18 protein-coding genes are annotated in these 15,632 nt (G+C 29.5%); all 18 read left to right on the top strand.

What is annotated here, in order from left to right; genetic code table 11:
• The first annotated feature begins 6 nt into the window (after window positions 1-6).
• The 18 genes from C7U55_RS10625 (at window position 7) to C7U55_RS10535 (ending at window position 15,521) form a co-directional block, all read left to right on the top strand.
• Window positions 7-498 (top strand): gamma-glutamylcyclotransferase family protein, encoded by a 492-nt coding sequence (locus C7U55_RS10625; RefSeq protein WP_106988544.1) that lies wholly within the window; start codon window positions 7-9, stop codon window positions 496-498.
• Complete coding sequence (locus C7U55_RS10620) at window positions 498-1,571, top strand: C40 family peptidase (protein WP_106988543.1); 1,074 nt, start codon at window positions 498-500, stop codon at window positions 1,569-1,571. The genes C7U55_RS10625 and C7U55_RS10620 overlap by 1 nt, the downstream gene beginning before the upstream one ends.
• A gap of 2 nt (window positions 1,572-1,573) precedes the next feature.
• Window positions 1,574-1,981, top strand: a complete 408-nt coding sequence (locus C7U55_RS10615; protein ID WP_106988542.1) for a hypothetical protein — start codon at window positions 1,574-1,576, stop codon at window positions 1,979-1,981.
• 13 nt (window positions 1,982-1,994) lie between these two features.
• On the top strand, window positions 1,995-2,603 hold the full coding sequence (locus C7U55_RS10610; protein WP_106988541.1) for a DUF3846 domain-containing protein: 609 nt from the start codon (window positions 1,995-1,997) through the stop codon (window positions 2,601-2,603).
• Window positions 2,604-2,605: 2 nt separating this feature from the next.
• Window positions 2,606-2,836: a hypothetical protein gene (locus C7U55_RS10605; RefSeq protein ID WP_022001022.1), complete on the top strand. Its 231-nt coding sequence runs from the start codon at window positions 2,606-2,608 to the stop codon at window positions 2,834-2,836.
• Between the two features lie 999 nt (window positions 2,837-3,835).
• Window positions 3,836-4,234, top strand: a complete 399-nt coding sequence (locus tag C7U55_RS10600) for a ribbon-helix-helix domain-containing protein (protein WP_239985197.1) — start codon at window positions 3,836-3,838, stop codon at window positions 4,232-4,234.
• 60 nt (window positions 4,235-4,294) lie between these two features.
• Window positions 4,295-4,588 carry a hypothetical protein gene (locus C7U55_RS10595; protein ID WP_032089690.1) on the top strand — a complete coding sequence of 98 codons (294 nt, stop codon included), beginning with the start codon at window positions 4,295-4,297 and terminating at the stop codon, window positions 4,586-4,588.
• A gap of 54 nt (window positions 4,589-4,642) precedes the next feature.
• Complete coding sequence (mobP3, locus tag C7U55_RS10590) at window positions 4,643-6,586, top strand: MobP3 family relaxase (RefSeq protein ID WP_106988540.1); 1,944 nt, start codon at window positions 4,643-4,645, stop codon at window positions 6,584-6,586.
• Between the two features lie 135 nt (window positions 6,587-6,721).
• Complete coding sequence (locus C7U55_RS10585) at window positions 6,722-8,347, top strand: DUF3991 domain-containing protein (protein ID WP_106988539.1); 1,626 nt, start codon at window positions 6,722-6,724, stop codon at window positions 8,345-8,347.
• Between the two features lie 26 nt (window positions 8,348-8,373).
• A complete protein-coding gene (locus tag C7U55_RS10580) occupies window positions 8,374-10,113 on the top strand; it encodes a VirD4-like conjugal transfer protein, CD1115 family (RefSeq protein ID WP_106988538.1) in 1,740 nt (579 codons plus the stop codon).
• Window positions 10,106-10,378, top strand: coding sequence for a helix-turn-helix domain-containing protein (locus tag C7U55_RS10575; protein WP_106988537.1), 273 nt, complete (start codon window positions 10,106-10,108; stop codon window positions 10,376-10,378). Before C7U55_RS10580 ends, C7U55_RS10575 begins: the two co-directional genes overlap by 8 nt.
• Before the next feature lie 350 nt (window positions 10,379-10,728).
• A complete protein-coding gene (locus C7U55_RS10570; protein WP_106988536.1) occupies window positions 10,729-10,920 on the top strand; it encodes a hypothetical protein in 192 nt (63 codons plus the stop codon).
• Window positions 10,917-11,375: a hypothetical protein gene (locus tag C7U55_RS10565; protein ID WP_106988535.1), complete on the top strand. Its 459-nt coding sequence runs from the start codon at window positions 10,917-10,919 to the stop codon at window positions 11,373-11,375. The genes C7U55_RS10570 and C7U55_RS10565 overlap by 4 nt, the downstream gene beginning before the upstream one ends.
• 390 nt (window positions 11,376-11,765) lie before the next feature.
• Window positions 11,766-12,371 (top strand): ImmA/IrrE family metallo-endopeptidase, encoded by a 606-nt coding sequence (locus C7U55_RS10560; RefSeq protein ID WP_162297440.1) that lies wholly within the window; start codon window positions 11,766-11,768, stop codon window positions 12,369-12,371.
• Window positions 12,364-12,828: a hypothetical protein gene (locus C7U55_RS10555; RefSeq protein ID WP_106988533.1), complete on the top strand. Its 465-nt coding sequence runs from the start codon at window positions 12,364-12,366 to the stop codon at window positions 12,826-12,828. The genes C7U55_RS10560 and C7U55_RS10555 overlap by 8 nt, the downstream gene beginning before the upstream one ends.
• Before the next feature lie 332 nt (window positions 12,829-13,160).
• The gene (locus tag C7U55_RS10550; protein WP_106988532.1) at window positions 13,161-13,568 is read left to right on the top strand and encodes a hypothetical protein; all 408 of its coding nucleotides are present in this window, start codon (window positions 13,161-13,163) and stop codon (window positions 13,566-13,568) included.
• A 52-nt stretch (window positions 13,569-13,620) separates the two neighbouring features.
• Window positions 13,621-14,406: a hypothetical protein gene (locus tag C7U55_RS10545; protein ID WP_106988531.1), complete on the top strand. Its 786-nt coding sequence runs from the start codon at window positions 13,621-13,623 to the stop codon at window positions 14,404-14,406.
• Window positions 14,407-14,918: 512 nt separating this feature from the next.
• Window positions 14,919-15,521: an ATP-binding cassette domain-containing protein gene (locus C7U55_RS10535; RefSeq protein ID WP_106988529.1), complete on the top strand. Its 603-nt coding sequence runs from the start codon at window positions 14,919-14,921 to the stop codon at window positions 15,519-15,521.
• Window positions 15,522-15,632: the final 111 nt, after the last annotated feature.

Below are 15,632 nucleotides of genomic sequence, written 5' to 3'. Positions count from 1 at the left end.
AAAAGAATGAAATATTATGTGGCTTATGGCAGTAATTTAAACAGGGAGCAGATGGCACACAGATGTCCAGATGCTAAACTGGTTGGAACAGGCATGTTGTCAAATTATGAAATGGTGTTTAGAGGAAATAAAAGCAATGCAGTTGCGACAGTAGAACCAAAAAAGGGAATGGAAGTACCTGTAGGTATTTGGGAAATTTCAGAAAACGATGAGCATTTTCTTGATCGCTATGAGGGTTATCCACACCTCTACGAAAAGAAAAATTTGAGAATTTCTAATGGAACAATTACAACTGAGGCGATGTTTTATGTGATGAATGATGGTTATGAATATGGAGTACCAGGTAAGGAATACTATGAAATAATCAAGCAAGGATATAAAGACTGTTCTCTTGATGAAAAGTATTTAGATGAGGCTGTTGAAAAAATGAAAGAAACTGTTTTAAATCAAACAGAAGCAGCAATGTATCCTTATGGTTATAGAGATGTCAGACAGTAATGAAAACAAAACTTATAAAGTTAGCTCTGTCTTTTTTTAGCAGTGATGATGGCAGGAAGTTTGTCAGAAATGTAGCTGTTGTTATTGTTTCACCATTTGTTGCTATTACTGTTTTAATTGGTGCTATTTTTTCAGATGGTATTTCATTCAATCACAATCTTGTAACGGATCTGTTTGAAGGCAATCCAATTAGTGAACTTACAGGTGAAATGAAGCAATATGTTCAGGAAATACAGGATGGACTTGTGTTGATTGACAGTCATATTGACAAAATTAATCAGACTTTTACAAATGGATCATCGCTTAATATTTATCAGGTCAAAGGGTATTTTATTGGTTATATGGTTTCTTCACAGCATAAAGTATTTTCAGATGAAATGGCAGAGGTATGGGTCAACAGTTTTACAGAGGGTGAAGAAGTCAAAGTCCCTACTTCTGTAAACGCCGTCATCTATGCCAGTCTAGAAAAGAACCTGAATGAAAAACTGCTGAAAGATACAAAAAAGTCAATGGAAACCTGTTATGGTGCATTGATTGGAAATGATGGAAAAACAGTCACAACACTTTCCAAAGAGCAGATGGATGAACTGATAAAAAATATGCCTGAAGATACAAGTGAAATCAGAAAGAAAATAGTGATGCAGGCTGCGGATGCTGTTGGAAAGATACCTTATTACTGGGGTGGTTCTGCCAAGTGTGCAGGATATGATGGTAATGATTTTGGAGTAACTGTTGCACCAGACAGCAAAGGAAGAAATAAAAAAGGACTGGACTGTTCACATTTTGTAGACTGGGTCTATTGGACTGTTATGAACAATAATCTTGGCAATACAAATACATCAGGACAGATAAAAATGTGCAAAAAAATAGCAAAGCAAGATCTCAAAGCGGGTGATCTTGCCTTTTTAATTAACAAATCAGGAAAGACAACTCATGTGGGAATCTATGCAGGAAATAATGCAAAAGGTGAAGCTGTGTGGATACATGAAAACAGTAACGACAGCAATGTTGCCATGAATACTGTGTCTTACTGGAGTGGTTATTACAGACTGAATATGATGGAAGGACGATAGCAATGAATGAACAAAATGAATTTATAAAGAACTACTTGCATACAGAATATGTTGGCTGTTTAAAAACGGATCATGAAAAATGTATAGATCTTCAGTATGAAGAAATTGGAAATTTTGTACAGAATGCAGGGATGTTTGGTGATCTTGAAATCTCTATAAAGCACAATGGCTTGGTACTGTTTGATACAAATGGTATTTATATCAACAAGGTGTTTCCTAATACAGAATATTCCAGAGATTATCTTATGGAACTTATCAATTCTGTTGCGATGCAACTTCAAAGTGATTTTGATGATGGAGATATAGGACATCCAACAGGCAAAGTCAATGAGTTTATTAAGGATAATTTTCAAGTTGATCTGTTGAATATCGAACAGGAAAATAAAATAAATTTTAGTTTGCAAATGTAAGGAGGTGAGGAAAATGAATCAAGATAAAATTAAGGAAATCAAACAGAAATATCCAAAGGGAACAAGGCTTATGCTCAATTCTATGGACGATCCTCATCATCCTGTTCCCTCTGGAACATTAGGAACTGTAGAAACAGTTGATGATATGGGAACGATCCATATGAAGTGGGATAATGGTCAAAGTTTAGGTCTTATTGTAGGTGAAGACAGCTTCTATGTTATTGAAAGTGTTCAAAATCAGGAGAAAATACGAGAAGCCGATGAAAAAATACGTGTACTCGTTGTTGAACCGATGAAAGAACCAAAAGTTGAATATATAGAAAATACATTGGATGGTATGCAAAGAGTTGTTGGCGGTCTAATTGAAGAAATCGACTTGAATGATAATACTGTTCTTGTCTGTAACGAGGAAGGAAAACTCATGAATTTACAGGCAAACAGACGTGTTGGCAGAGATGTTATTGCTGGCACTTTTTTTATTGCAGGAGATGATGGATCAGAAGATCTAGTTTCTTTAACCGATGAACAGGTCAATGAATATAAAGAAAGATTTCATGAATTAGAGGAAATCGAGCAGCAAGAAGTGTTTGAAAAAATTGAAATAACGATAAGGGGGTTTTAAAAATGGTTAAACAAAAAGAGATAAAAATAAAATATCCTGAAGCAAGAGTTCGAGCAATCAACTCAAATCTTGCAAAGAAAAATACAACACTTGAAGTAGAAATTATGGAAAGCTTGAATCAAATCTATAAAAAACACGTCAAACCAGAGGTTAGAGAATTCATTGAAGAATTAGAAGGAGATGAACCTGTCGTTAGTAAAAAGCCTAGAACGATCATTGAGGAACATCCATAAATCAATGTATCAAGGAGTGTTTGGCGGTAAATTTTGATCGTGTGCGCTTTTTATAGAAATATGGAATAAGTATGCCAATTTTATTTGTTTAAAAACGTGTGCCCTTATTTTAAAGATTTTTCAAAACAGATGGATAGAATGTCCAATTTGAATTGAAAAATAAGGGTAACTTTTAAAAGATGTGGCGTGTGCAGGTTAAAGAAGCGACGTCGCTTCACCTTACAACAACGGGCAATGCCCGTTGTTTCAAAGAAGTTCACAAAAGAAAAACAACGTCATTATTGAAGACAGTGCGTCAATAGTGGCGTTGTATATTAAATGTTCTCCTAGAAACAACAGGAGATAACAGGTCGTCAAAAACAGCGTAAGCAGAATTTTGACGAAAAATGTAGTTTGAAAATATGTGATATGTTATAATCATAAATGGAACAGCCGTATACGGTAGGTGGTTATCCTTGGTCGTCATGACGAAGGTACGCAATCCTTCGAAATTCACATTCCTAGAAGTTTTGGGAAAATATGAAAAACGGAGGTGATGCGAATGACAACATATGAAACAGTCATGGTAGTGTTAACTTGTTTAACACTTGTCGTGTCTTTAATGATGCTTGTTATTAAATTACTTCTTATCATAATTGATAAAAGTGAAAAAAAATAACTACCTCACTCCTGGTCAAAGTATGAGTTAGTTATTTTAACAAAAATACAAAATCCAAGGACAACCGCTTACTGGCAGTTCCTTTTCTCAACTACATTATAGTTTATACAAAACTGAAAGTCAATATACCAGTGTATTGAGAATAACTACCTATTAACTACCTATGCACTACCTACGACACAAATGGGGTCATTTCTGATTGCTTGAAAATTCAAGAATATTTGATGAAAAAATGAATGTAAAATTATAAACAGAATAATAAAATTGATAAATTTAAAATTATATATAATAGAGAAAAACGGATACAAAGGTATCCTTTTTTTATTGGAGGAAAATAAAATGTGAATAAGAAAAGAACAACGATTTGGCTAAGTCAAGATGTGATGGACAGACTGGATGAAATGACAAAAACAGATGACAGCAAAAGTCGAAGTGAGTTTATTGAAAGAGCAATTATGTTTTATGATGGTTACAATCGCTCAACGTTGGAAAATCAGTATTTGCCTGTTGCTATTTCAAGTGCAGTTCAAGGAACTGTTAAATCAAGTGAAGATCGTATTTCAAAATTGCTATATAAAAATACTGTAGAGCTTTCAATGGTCATGAATGTTCTATCAGCAATAGCTGATGTTGATAATGACACTCTTAAAAAATTAAGAGTGAAGTGTATGAACGAAGTTAAAGCAACCAATGGCAAGATAAGTTTTGAAGAAATAAATAAATATCAAAAAGGTTCCTGATTCATAATAGCTATATAAAAACTGTTGTGATAGTATGTCGTCTAGAAAGGAATGATCTACATGTCAAAACAGGATGAATTTATAAAACAACTTTATTATGGAGATGACTTATTCTATGAAAATACTAGAAAGGATTCTTCAAAAAAATGTGAGTTAAATAAAATCAGAGATGAAATTCATAAAAAAATTATGAAGGCATTGATACAAGTATATGGTGAGGAAGAAGCAAACAAAATAAATGAAGAATGGATAGGATGTTCATCAGAAATAGAAATTGAAAATGAAATAGTTATTTTTAAAGAGGCATTGTATTTGGGATATGATCTTGCAGATGTATTTTTAAATAGAAGATAGGAAGTATATGTTAGGAAACTTTAAAAAGGTTTCCTTTTTTATTTGGTAAAGATTATGGTAAGAATTATTGTTAAGTCAGGATATATGAAAGGTAAAAGTCATAAAGAATATTATGTGAATTATATTGCTACCAGAGAAGGTGTAGAAAAGTTTAAAAGTGATTATGGAAATATGAAGGCAACAAAGAAACAGCAGAAACTTATTCAACAGCTTATAAAGGATTATCCAACTGCAACAGGAATGTTTGAATATAATGATTTCAAAGAAAATCCAACAAGAGAAAATGCCAGTGAATTTATATCGAGTGTGATTGATACTAATCTTGATGATATTACAACAAAGGAAAATTATATAGATTATATTTCACATCGTCCTAGAGTAGAAAAACTTGGTGAGCATGGTTTGTTTTCAGATGCAGGTCTTCAATTTGAACTGAGTGATGTTGTCAAAGAAATAGGAGAACATGAAGGCAACGTCTGGACACATATCATTTCTATAAAAAGAGAGGATGCTACCCGTTTAGGCTTTGATTCAGTTCAAAGCTGGATGTCACTTTGTCAGGAAAAAAGAAATGATCTGGCAAAGGCAATGAAGATAGATCCGAACAATCTCAAATGGTTTGCTGCTTTTCATAATGAAGGTCATCATCCTCATATTCATATGGTTGCCTATTCAAAGAATCCTAAAGAGGGTTATTTAACTAAAAAAGGAATAGAGTCAATCAGAAAACAGTATGCTGGAAGTATTTTTAAAAATGATCTTTTACATATTTATGAAAATCAGACTGCCAATCGAGATGAAATAAAAAAATACAGTAAAGAAAAAGTCGTTGAAATTTTAAATGGAATGGATCATGAACATTTTGACAGTTCGCAGATCTTTAATGACCTTTTAAAACTAAAAATGAGCTTGAAAGATTATCATGGAAGAATGATGTATGCCTATATTCCAAAGGAATCAAAGCAGATCATCAACGACATTTTAAGAGAGTTGGAAAAGGATAAAAATATAGCACAGCTCTATGAACAATGGTATCTGTATAAACAACAAGTCAATGAAACATATAATGACACTGTCCTTGAACGTTTACCACTACTTGAACAAAAAGAATTTAAAAGCATCAAGAATATGATTTTAAATATGGTCATGCAGGATTTTGAAGATATTCACAATTTCGGCAATAGTGAATTGGATGATGTGACTAATGAATCAGGTATGGAATTTAATGAAGAAAAAAGTTTGTTGGAAGGATATAAAATAAGACGTGACTATAGAAAAATAGGTGATATCAATTTAGCAATTAAAAACAATGAATTTGAAATGATTCCAGAAAGTATAGAATGGCTTGAAAAATGTGAACTTCCATTAGCTAAATATATACTTGGCAAAATCTATCATGATGGATTCTATGTAGATCGTGATTTGGATAAGGCAATAGAGTGTTATAAACAAAGTGGTGATAACAAATTTGCTTATAACCGACTAGCAAATATCTATAGGGAATTAGGAGATAATGATTTGTATGTTCATTATCTTTATCAGTCGGCAAATGAAAATTTTTCAGTAGCACAATTTAAAATTGGTAAAATTCTTGTTGAAGGTGAAGTTACTGAAAAGAATGTAGAGCAAGGAATTTATTATTTGAATAAAGCTTGTGAATATAGAAATGAATATGCACAGTATTATTTAGGCAAAATGTACCTTTTAGGAAAAGATGTTGAAAAGGATAAAGAGAGAGCTATAAAACTATTAACATTGGCCGCTGAAAATGGAAATGAATACGCTCAATATTTTTTAGATCATATAGATGATATAAAAGAAGTTCCATTAAGTATGATGACAACAAGAATGTTTCGTCATATTGGAAGAATCATTGAAAATGAGTTGCCAATAAGAAATACCATTCTTACAGGAGTCGAACATAAACTCAAACAGAAATTAATAAGAAAACGAAGTGCAACGGGACATAGAGAAGATGATCATTCACTTCGTTTTTAATTTGAAGAAAAAGGTGAAAGATATGAAGGATAAAATTAAAAGTATTAAGCATATACAAAAAGATGAGTCTATGAAAGTAAAGTCAATCAAAGGCAAAAAGCAAAATAAAAAGAAAAAAGCAAGGAGGCATCAGTAATGGCACGAATGTTCAGTGAAGAACAGATTGCAATGGCTAATTCAGTTGATATTGCATCTTTTCTTCAAATGCAAGGTGAAGCACTCATAAAATCAGGAAAGGATATGAGATGGGCAAGGCATACAAGTATTACTGTAAGAGGTAATCGCTTTTATGATTGGAAGGCAGAAGCAGGTGGTTATCCAATAGCGTTTGTTCAAAGATATTTTAACTATAATTTTAAGCAGGCTGTGGAATTTCTTCTATCTAATGTGGGTGATCTTCAAATGTCAGTTCCTTATGAAAAAACTGAGAAGGCAGAATTTAAACTTCCTGAAAAAAATGAAACTTTAAACAGGGTCTATGGATATCTTTTGAACACAAGATTTCTTGATAAGGAAGTCATTGATGAATTTGTAAGAAAAGGTTTGATCTACGAAGATAAGGAATATCACAATGCTGTATTTGTTGGTTTGGATGAAAATGGTGTGGCTCGTCATGGGCATAAAAGAGGTACTGCAACTTATGGTAAAAATCAGTCATTTAGAGGAAATATAGAAGGCTCTGATCCATTATATCCGTTTCATTATAAAGGATCATCCAACAAGGTTTATGTTTTTGAAGCACCTATTGATATGCTTTCCTATATTTCTTTAAACAAAGCGAATTGGATGGAAAACAGTTATATTGCTTTGAATGGACTTTCTAAAATAGGACTAGATCATTTTTTAGATGTTCACCCAAATATTAATAAAATTTATTTGTGTCTGGATCATGATATTGCAGGTATCGAAGGAGCAGAGAGAATAAGTGATTTTCTAAATGAAAAAGGCAGTTACACTATTTCATGTATTCGAGCAAGAAATAAAGATTTTAATGAAGATCTGAAAGAACAAAATAATGTTGAATTTATTAAATCAACGGACAGTCCCAAATATCAGGAAGCAATGAAATATGTTTCAAATATCAAAAGTGATTTTAAAACAATTGTAAAAGACAAATTTCAAGAAGATGAATTTGATTCGCTTTTTGCCAAGTTTTATTATTCTTTTAATGGAAAAGAACCACGAGATGATTTTAAGTTTCAGGCACAGTTGGATAGACTTTTAAAAATGACAATGATCCATGAGCATTCTCTTTTAGGATTCTCTCATCCATTATCAGATAATTCACCAGTCTGGTCATATTTAAAACAGGATTATAGAAGTTATAGGGACAATGGCAATACAAAAAAGTTGTTTGAAAATGTTTGTCAGTCAGTAGCTGACTATAAAAACTGTGTTAAAGGAAATAACAGAAATAATCTAGTAAAGGCTTGTAGAAATTTATCTGCAGGTCTTTTTTATATGGATGTTCATTATAGAAGGGAGATTTATAAAGCTATGGAAAATAAACAGGCATATGGTCTTCTTGAAGAAGAACGACCAAAGGCAAAGATGATAGGTGAAGATGGAAATATTTTTAATCTTATGGGTATTGCCTCAAGAACATTGAAAAGTGCAGGGTATGAAGAAAAAGCCAACGAGATGTTTGAAAGAATAACTTTCAATGCGAAAAGCTATGATGAGGCTTTGAATATTATCAGTGAATATGTTGAACCAGTTGAAAATTATGAGGAGTCTTTTCAAATGAAAGGATTTGAATGAATAGGTGAAGAAGGTGAGAAAAAACAATGACAAAATCACAAGGAATATTTATAGCGTTTGGTATTTTATTCTTTCTTTTTATAGGATGTGCTATGTATTTTAATGGAAACTATAATCTGAATAAGATCAAATCGAAAACAGTCGGTGATGGACAATATGGAACAGCTCGATTTGCGACAGATAAAGAGGTTCATCAAAGTTTGAAATATATTGAATTTGACAGTGTGAATTGGAGAAAAGGTATTGATCTTCCGAAATCACAGGGATTGGTTGTAGGAAGTAAAATAAACTTTGGAAAAACATTTGGATATGTTGATTGTGATGATATTCATTTATTGATGATTGGTGCTGCTGGTGTTGGAAAAACAGCCCATTTTTTATATCCAAATTTAGAATATGCCTGTGCCAGTGGTGTCTCTTTTATAACAACGGATACAAAAGGTGATCTGTATCGTAATTATGGTGGAATTGCTCATGATTATTATGGGTACAATATTTCAGTTATTGACTTAAGAAACCCCCTTTTTTCAGATGGGAACAATATGCTTCATATGGTCAATAAATATATGGATCAGTACAAACAAAACAGAAATGATTTGTCTTTAAAAGCCAAGACAGAAAAGTACGCCAAAATAATTGCTAAAACAATTATTTTTTCTGATGGAGAAAGTGCATCGAGCTATGGTCAGAATTCATTCTTTTATGATTCGGCAGAGGGACTTCTTACAAGTATCATTTTAATTATTTCTGAATTTTGTGATGATGGAGAAAGACATATCGTCAGTGTATTTAAACTTGTTCAGGATCTGTTGAAACCTTCTGGAATAAAAGGGAAAACACAGTTTCAGATCTTGCTTGATTATTTGCCTGATAACCATAAAGCAAAGTGGTTTGCTGGAGCTGCTTTGAATACAGGAGAACAGGCAATGATGTCTGTTCTTTCTACTGTTTTATCACGTTTAAATGCATTTATTGATTCTGAAATTGAACAGATATTATGTTTTGAAACTACAGTTGACATAGAAAAATTCTGCAGTGAAAAATCTGCAATCTTTTTAGTAATGCCTGAAGAAGATAACACAAAACACTTTTTGATTTCTCTTTTTATTCAACAGTATTATCGTGAAATGTTGGCTTGTGCTGATAGTCAGGGTGGAAGATTAAAAAGAAAGGTCATTATGTATCTAGATGAAATTGGAACTATCCCTAAAATCGAATCAGCAGAAATGATGTTTTCGGCATCGAGATCAAGAAATATTTCCATAGTAGCAATAATTCAATCATTAGCACAGTTAGAAAAGAATTATGGAAAAGAAGGAGCGAGTATTATTGTGGATAACTGTCAGGATACACTATTTGGCGGTTTTGCACCTAATTCAGAAACAGCGAAAGTAATGAGTGAAAATCTTGGATCAAAGACTGTTATGAGTGGATCAGTTAGTAAAGGGAAAAATGATCCATCACAGTCTTTACAAATGATAGAAAGACCTCTTATGACAACAGATGAATTAAAGAGTATGCCAAAGGGTCATTTTATTTTGATGAAGACAGGAATGCATCCAATGAAAACAGTATTAAGATTATTCATTAAGTGGAAGATAAAGTTGGACAAGGAATATCAAGTCAATCAGAGAGTGCAAAGAGAAGTTAAATATGCAGATATAAATAAGATCACATCAATTTTAAAATATAGGTTTGAAAAAGATGACAATATAAAATTTGATCTTAAAAAAATAATAAATGAGGCGGGTGTCAAAGTTGAATAAGGATTATATGTATTTTTATACAAAAGTATCAAGTGCCAATGTAACTCCAGCAGGAAGAATGGTTTATAGAGCATTACTACGATATGCAAACAGGAAAACATGGTCGTGTTTCCCATCAGTTAGAACAATTGTCAATGATACAGGACTTTCGGAAAGAACAGTAAGAAAGCAAATAAAGATACTTGTAGAAGAAGAACTCATAATAAAAATCCCAAGAAAAAGGGAAAACAATGGAAATACATCTAACATGTATTTTTTTAATTGATCTTTATCTTGGGATAACTGTAATTATATAAGTGCATAGGGATGGTGCAGTTAAGACATCCCTGTAACTAGTTGCCTAAAAATTATTACAGAAAAGTAATTATTAATTGTATAAATATAATATAAGTGATAAATCGGTTAACAATTGTAGTTGGTATTCATGCATGTTAAACGGATTTTTAACCACTTAATCAATTAATCTTTTTTTTGTAACAGCGCAATTGTAATATTAATATAAACAAGAAAAAAATAGAAAAAAGTCATATTTAATAAAAAAGTAGGTGCGATTATTTTTTATTATTTAAAACGATTGATATTTTTACTATTAAATAAAAAAGGGAGGAATATTCGATGGCAATTGCAGTAGCAGAAAAAAGAAAACAACCAACAAAAAAACGTGATGATTATGAAGCACCTTCAAGAAATGGTAGGATACATCATAGTAGAAGATTACCAGGTAATAATAATAAAAATAGGTATCCACCGGTCTTTGAACCAAATGGTTCAAATGGTTCTCAATCGAATTCAGGAAGTAATAAATGAACAAAGATATAGAAATAAAATTTTTGAATGACTTAACAAAAACAAGGGATGATTATATTGATCAAGAAAATTCTATGAAAAAGTGTTTAAAAATAAGTTCTTATATAAGAGCAATATCATTATTGTTGATACCAGTTTTCACTTTTTGGAATTTTTTAAATGGAGGTCTGGTAATTATTTTAACTGCAATTATATCTTTTACAGAGTTTTATATTAAGTTTAATAAATTTGATTATAAGCTAAATTTATTAAATATAGTTATTACAAATTTAGATATGGAATACTATCTGTATCATAATATGTGCGGCTGTTATTCATCAAAAAACAATAGTAAAAACTTCAAATTATTTGTAAAAACTACAACGTTAATGGTTAAAGAAATAGAACTAAAGCTTAATAATAAATATGATATGGATGCAGCAAAAAATATACGATATACATCAAAAGATAATTAAAAAATATAGGCTATTATTAATAAATAGTAAATTTTTTTAAGGAAAGCTTCTTCATTAGAGAGAAGTTTTTTTATGTTAAAAATTAATAAATTCTCTTGAAATTTTATTGATTTAAAATAAAATTAAGTAAAAATGGAATAAAATAAAAATTTTTCTTTACATATTCACGATTTTCTGGTATATTTACAACTCCGTTAATTCTTGATATAATCAATAATGATATTAGAGATGTTTCCTCAATAATTAATTTGTAAAACTTTAATGGTAATATACTAGAAATTATTAAACACGTATAGCCGTTGTCAATCACTATAAGTAATGCATTCGTTTTACATTTTTTTTGTTAACCAAGATATATAATCTTGGTGGAGGTGAAAGGAGATGATTTGGATGTGCATTGAAATTGAAAAATATAAGCAAGAACATAATTATGATTTTTCCAATTATTTTGATAGTAGTCAAATCGATGATGATGCTGAAGCTTTACTAAACGATTTTTTGAGTAATCCGAATTATAACTTGAAATTGGATAAAAGAAAAGTACCGATTATAGAACTTGCTAAAATAATGGGATTTAAAATCTATACAGCAAAATTCAAAGATAGAAATCTTTCAGGAACAATTGGTATTTCTAAAAAATTAGTTAATCGATATAAAAGTGATAAGGTTATTATTTTAAATAATCAGGATACAGATGAACATATTCTTTTTACTTTATGTCATGAGTTAGCACATTATATTTATGATTATGAAAGTAATGCTCATAATGAATATTCAAATACGTATAGAACAAATGAGGCTATTAATGCTAAAGAAATGAGAGCAAATCGTTTTGCTGCTTCTTTATTAATGCCAAAGGAATCTTTTAAAGAAGCTTACTCAGAATTATCTAATAATATAGATGATAAGAATATTATTGTTCAAGGGTTATCTGATACGTTTAATGCACCTAAAACTGCTGTTCGTATACGAATGAAGGAAGTATTAAATGTCTAATGAAAATAGACTAAATGATTTTTCTGAAGATTTTGATTCAGAAGAATTAGAAAATGCTGACTCTATAGATGAACTACCACATAATAGAAAAGATGAAAAAGAATTAGATGAGAGAAATAAAGTATATACAAAAATACTAAATAATTATTCTAAATATTTAGAAGAAACTTTAAACGAAAATAGAATAAAGAAAAAATATGTTATATATTCAATGATTGCTATTTTTGTTATAATTGCTGTTGTGGTTTGTATTATTGCATTCCGTAATGAACCGTTGGCAACAATTTCAGCAGTTATTTCATTTATTAGTGCAATTATTGTTATTCCAACAAAGATAGTAGAGTACTTATTCAATCCAAAAGAAACGGAGCAAATTAGTGAAATCATTAAAAATATTCAAACGTATGATAAAGCCGTTCGAGATGATTTATCAAAAGAGAAAGATGGTAATAACTAATTTTGGTTTTGTTTATATTAATATGGCTATTATAAAAGAAAAGTTTAAGAAAAAAGAGAACAATTGCTAATTTTGTTCTCTTTTTATTTATATAAGAAAATAGAAGGTTGCACTATATAAAAATATGCTACTTATTTGATTGTTAGAATTTAATATATTTAATTGAATAAAGTAAAACTAAAAATAATTTTGGAGATTTAATCATATATTTTTAGACATAAAATTGCATGTTAAACATAAATCATACCTGTTGAACAAGTTGTGTTTACTTCTTTTTATAGATAAATAATAATGAAGTTGTGAAGGAAAGTAAGAAGAGGAGAAAAACTAATATGAAAAAAATAATAACAACTATTACATTATCATTTGTAATGTGCTTAATGTTTTTAGGAAGCACTTCTGCATTATCATGGAGTTCATCAGAATCGTTAACTGTACCATCTTGGGGTGCTATGAGTAGTCCTACTTCAGCTTCAAAAAATAAAACAAAAACATGTAGTTATGGATATATAGAAAAAACAGTAGATAACTCAACTTTTGCGAAATATGGAGATTTTTATAAGGGTGGAAGAATTTCAAAATCATATTATCAAATTTATTTAAATAATCAAACAAGAATTCATTACACAGATGCTAATGCGAAAAAAACAATTTCATCTGTAAAAGCTAGAGTATGTGGATCAAATTACGAACCATCTGCTGGAACAAGAATTTCTATAAAATTCTCAGCTGACAATTAAATAACTATTATTAAAACTACTTTCCTTTACTTCTATTAGAGAGGTGAAATTAATGATTAAAAGAAATTTAAAAAAAATCATTATGATTCTTTTTATTGTAATATTTGGAATATTTTTTATTGATAGCTATATGAGTACCGGAGTCGAAGAAGATTTTTTTACAGATATTTACCTATATTTATGGAATGGAAACTTGAATATTGTTTTTTTACTAGTATTCTTGGCAATTTTTCATGAGTTATGTGTTATGGATAGTTACAAAAAAATATATAATCATTTTGATAGATATGTTATTACACGAATAGGATATAAAAATTTTTACAAAAAAGAATTTTCAACAATATGTTTAAAAAGCTTCTGCTACTATTATCTACTACATGGAATCATGTTACTGTATTGTTTGATACGATATGGTTATAGAACATCTACTAACATTGAACTTTTTAAATATCAATTATTTAGTAGTAATCCATTAACCAACCTTATTTTATTTATTATAATATCTTCCTTTGGATTAATGATATTGAACTATTTTATATTTTCGTTAAGTTCATTTGTAAAAAATATTTATTTATATAGATTTACTTCGATAGCATTATTATTTATTACAATTTTAGTATCTAATATTTTTAGCATTATTATTCAAAATTTATTCGAATCAACTGAATTAATAAAAACAATAGGTCAAAGTCTTATGGTAACAAGCTTATTGCAACCAGGTATGGGATTTATGATGTATGGTTTTTTGAATTTCTCAATAGCAGCAATTATATATATTATCTTAACTATTACAGCAATATCAATAGCCATTAAATATAGGATGGAATACGATGGTTAAAACATTAAAACAAAGTTTATTAATTTTTATATTATCAAATTCATTAATTTTATGGCTATATTTATTTAATAATTTTTTTGTTGTAGATGTTTTAATTGTAACTTCAAATATCTTTTCTTTTGTTTTGAATAATATATATATATGTTTGTTATTTAAAACAATCAATTATTATAATTCAATAAAAAATTTTATTGTAGTTCGAATTGGAAATAAGAAATTTGATGAGATTGTAATATCAAGATTATTCAGAACAAATCTATTAACAATACTATTAGGATATATAGTACCTATATTTTTGTATTTGAATAAATTTTATAGTTATTATCGTTATATTACATTTATCATAATTCAGTATTTTTTATTTACGTTATATATGGCAATCATTTTTTTGTATACGAAGACCACTAATAAATATTTAAAAACATTATTATTTTTGTTACCTTTTGTAATAAATATTGCTATTCAAATTTTCTTTTTTCAATTCTATTATTAATTTAAAGGAGCAACTGATCATGATTTGTTTAAAAAATGTATCTAAAGAATTTAACAAAACTAAAGTTTTAAGTGATATTAATCTAAATATAGATGAAGGACAACTGATTAGAATTGTTGGAAATAATGGTTGTGGGAAAACGACCTTGTTAAAAATATTAGCAGGAATATTAAAAGCAGATGATGGAGATATTACTTATAGTGAAGACTGTAATATAGGTGCAGTTATTGAGAATCCATCATTTATTGAAAATGAATCATTATTATATAATTTAAAGTTTTTATATAATTTGAAAAATAAATTTTCATACGATATATGCGAAAAATATTGTGATTTATTTTCATTAGATCTTAATTCAAAAATTGCTATAAAAAAATACAGTTTAGGAATGCGACAAAAAGCAGCAATTATTCAATCAGTTATGGAAAATCAAAATGTAATATTATTAGATGAACCAACTAGAGGATTAGATAATGATAGCATGAATCAATTTGATAATTTAATAAAAGAGCTGAAGCAAGAAGGAAAAACAATTATAATATGTGCTCATGACGGAGTTGAAAATATAGCTTTTGATAGAGTCCTTGAAATAAAAAAAGGTAAAATAGAAGAAAAGTGCTAAAGTATAGATTTTTATGTTTGAGTTTTGTTCTAAAAATACTTATATATTCGATTACTCCAACCAGTAAGTATTATATTTTACTCAGTCAAGGATGTCCGTTAAATATTATTC

This window comes from Faecalibacillus faecis (assembly GCF_003024675.1).
Classification (GTDB): Bacteria; Bacillota_I; Bacilli_A; order Erysipelotrichales; family Coprobacillaceae; genus Faecalibacillus; species Faecalibacillus faecis.
Note: the sequence above shows the minus strand (reverse complement) of the source record. Positions and strands in the feature narration are given on the sequence as shown.

Excerpts from the sequence above, each read along its gene's own strand:
- C7U55_RS10625 (WP_106988544.1), top strand. The coding sequence starts at position 7 with ATGAAATATTATGTGGCTTATGGCAGTAATTTAAACAGGGAGCAGATG.
- C7U55_RS10620 (WP_106988543.1), top strand. The coding sequence starts at position 498 with ATGAAAACAAAACTTATAAAGTTAGCTCTGTCTTTTTTTAGCAGTGAT.
- C7U55_RS10615 (WP_106988542.1), top strand. The coding sequence starts at position 1,574 with ATGAATGAACAAAATGAATTTATAAAGAACTACTTGCATACAGAATAT.
- C7U55_RS10610 (WP_106988541.1), top strand. The coding sequence starts at position 1,995 with ATGAATCAAGATAAAATTAAGGAAATCAAACAGAAATATCCAAAGGGA.
- C7U55_RS10605 (WP_022001022.1), top strand. The coding sequence starts at position 2,606 with ATGGTTAAACAAAAAGAGATAAAAATAAAATATCCTGAAGCAAGAGTT.
- C7U55_RS10595 (WP_032089690.1), top strand. The coding sequence starts at position 4,295 with ATGTCAAAACAGGATGAATTTATAAAACAACTTTATTATGGAGATGAC.
- mobP3 (WP_106988540.1), top strand. The coding sequence starts at position 4,643 with ATGGTAAGAATTATTGTTAAGTCAGGATATATGAAAGGTAAAAGTCAT.
- C7U55_RS10585 (WP_106988539.1), top strand. The coding sequence starts at position 6,722 with ATGGCACGAATGTTCAGTGAAGAACAGATTGCAATGGCTAATTCAGTT.
- C7U55_RS10580 (WP_106988538.1), top strand. The coding sequence starts at position 8,374 with ATGACAAAATCACAAGGAATATTTATAGCGTTTGGTATTTTATTCTTT.
- C7U55_RS10570 (WP_106988536.1), top strand. The coding sequence starts at position 10,729 with ATGGCAATTGCAGTAGCAGAAAAAAGAAAACAACCAACAAAAAAACGT.
- C7U55_RS10565 (WP_106988535.1), top strand. The coding sequence starts at position 10,917 with ATGAACAAAGATATAGAAATAAAATTTTTGAATGACTTAACAAAAACA.
- C7U55_RS10560 (WP_162297440.1), top strand. The coding sequence starts at position 11,766 with ATGTGCATTGAAATTGAAAAATATAAGCAAGAACATAATTATGATTTT.
- C7U55_RS10555 (WP_106988533.1), top strand. The coding sequence starts at position 12,364 with ATGTCTAATGAAAATAGACTAAATGATTTTTCTGAAGATTTTGATTCA.
- C7U55_RS10550 (WP_106988532.1), top strand. The coding sequence starts at position 13,161 with ATGAAAAAAATAATAACAACTATTACATTATCATTTGTAATGTGCTTA.
- C7U55_RS10545 (WP_106988531.1), top strand. The coding sequence starts at position 13,621 with ATGATTAAAAGAAATTTAAAAAAAATCATTATGATTCTTTTTATTGTA.
- C7U55_RS10535 (WP_106988529.1), top strand. The coding sequence starts at position 14,919 with ATGATTTGTTTAAAAAATGTATCTAAAGAATTTAACAAAACTAAAGTT.